Origin of the sequence: Arthrobacter sp. TB 26 (assembly GCF_000427315.1) — a bacterium.
Taxonomy (GTDB): Bacteria; Actinomycetota; Actinomycetes; order Actinomycetales; family Micrococcaceae; genus Arthrobacter.
Genome location: NZ_AUPJ01000509.1, coordinates 2,572 through 4,820 on the forward strand (window position 1 = coordinate 2,572; position 2,249 = coordinate 4,820).

Consider the following 2,249-nt stretch of genomic DNA (forward strand, 5'->3'; position numbering starts at 1 on the left):
CCGCCGCGTCACGGGCGGCGCGGGATGCCGGCATGGGCGTGCTCGTCGACATCGTGCCCAACCACGTCGGCGTCGCAACCCCCGTCCAGAACCCGTGGTGGTGGTCCCTGCTCAAGGAGGGACAGCGGTCCCGCTATGCCGGGGCGTTCGACGTCGACTGGGACTTCGGCGGCGGCAGAGTCCGGATCCCCGTGCTGGGGGAGGACTCCGACGTCGACGCCCTGGAAATCAAGGACGGGGAGCTGCGGTACTACGACCACCGCTTTCCCCTCGCCGAGGGAACCTATACCGCAGGTGACCCCACTGCGGATGACCCCCGCGAGGTCCACGACCGGCAGCACTACGAGCTGATCGGCTGGCGCCGGGCCGATAACGACCTCAACTACCGCCGGTTCTTCGCTGTCAACAGCCTGGCGGGCATCCGGGTCGAGCTCCCGGAGGTCTTCGACGAGGCGCACGCTGAGATCGTCCGCTGGTTCGGTGAGGGCCTGGTCGACGGACTCCGCATCGACCACCCGGACGGGCTGGCCGACCCCGAAGGTTACCTGCGCCGGCTCCGCGAAGTCACGGGCGGCAGCTACCTGCTGATCGAGAAGATCCTTGAGCCGGGGGAGGAGCTGCCGGCCGGCTTCGACTGCGACGGGACCACCGGCTATGACGCCCTCGCGGACGTGGACCGACTCTTCGTGGACCCCGCCGGGCAGGAAACCCTCGACGCCCTGGACACCGAGCTGCGCGGCGGCCAGGCCGCGGACTACGAGGACATGATCCGGGGCACCAAGCGCCGGATCACGGACGGGATCCTGCACTCCGAGATGCTCCGGCTGGCGCGGCTGGTGCCGTCCGGAACAGGACTCAGCGGAGAACATGCTGCCGATGCCCTATCCGAGATCATCGCCGCCTTCCCGGTCTACCGCAGCTACCTGCCGGAGGGTGCCGACGTCCTGAAGGAGGCGTGCGAACTCGCCGTCCGCCGTCGCCCGGAGCTGGCAGACGCCGTCGGGCTGCTGCTGCCTCTGCTGCTCGACGCCGGTCCGGAGGACGGCGCCGAACTCGGCCGCCGCTTCCAGCAGACCTCCGGCATGGTCATGGCCAAAGGCGTGGAGGACACCGCCTTCTTCCGCTACACCCGGCTGGGCACCCTGACAGAGGTCGGGGCCGACCCCACCGAGTTCTCGGTCGCGCCGGACGAGTTCCACCACCGGATGACTCGCCGCCAGGCCGAAATCCCGCTGTCCATGACCACGCTGAGCACCCACGACACCAAACGCAGCGAGGACACCCGTGCCCGGATCTCCGTGCTCGCTGAGCTGGCGCCGGAATGGCAGGCCGCCCTGGCCCGGCTGCAGGAACTGGCACCGCTGCCCGACGGGCCGCTGGCCAACCTGCTGTGGCAGGCCATTGCCGGCGCCTGGCCCGCGGACCGTGAGCGGCTGCAGTCGTATGCGCAGAAAGCGGCCCGCGAGGCAGGCAACTCGACCGACTGGCTGGACCCGGACGCTGCCTTCGAGGAGAAGCTGGCCGCCGCCGTCGATGCGGCCTTCGACAACCCTGACGTCCGCGCGGAACTGGAGTCCCTCGTGGAGCTCCTGGCGCCTTTTGGTGCCGTCAATTCGCTCGGAGCCAAGCTGGTGCAGCTGACCATGCCCGGAGTCCCGGATGTTTACCAGGGCACCGAGTTCTGGGACCGTTCGCTGACCGATCCGGACAACCGGCGGCCGTTTGACTACGGTGCGCGGCGCGCGGCCCTGGCCGCGCTCGACGCCGGCGAACGTCCGGCGTCGTACACCGACGAGTCGGCGAAACTCCTGGTCACGTCGCGGGCCCTGCGCCTGCGCCGCGACCGGCCCGGGCTGTTCACGGGCTACACGCCGGTAGCGGCAACCGGGGCAGCTGCCGGGCACCTGATCGGCTTCGACCGCGGCAGTGCAGGTGCCGCAGGCGCCGTGACTCTCGCTACCCGGCTGCCCCGCGGACTCGAGCAGCAGGGCGGCTGGCGGGACACCGCCGTCAACCTTGCCTCTGCGATGACGGATGAACTGACCGGTGCCACCTTTGGCCCCGGGACCGTGGAGCTGGCCGAGATTCTGGCCAGCTACCCGGTGGCCTTGCTGGTCCCCGCCCAGCACTGATTGAACCCTGAAAGCGAACGGAAAGCTGTGATCACTGTGCCTGCCGATGGAAATGACCGCTTTGACCTCTGGGCGCCGGAAGCGGGCACCGTGACGCTGCTGGCCGACGGCCGGCAG

At 69.9% G+C, this 2,249-nt stretch carries 1 pseudogene (running past one end of the window); it reads left to right on the forward strand.

Annotated features, from left to right (window positions below):
* Window positions 1-2,132 (forward strand): annotated as a pseudogene (treY, locus tag K789_RS23670) (malto-oligosyltrehalose synthase); it begins 204 nt to the left of the window's first position.
* Window positions 2,133-2,249: the final 117 nt, after the last annotated feature.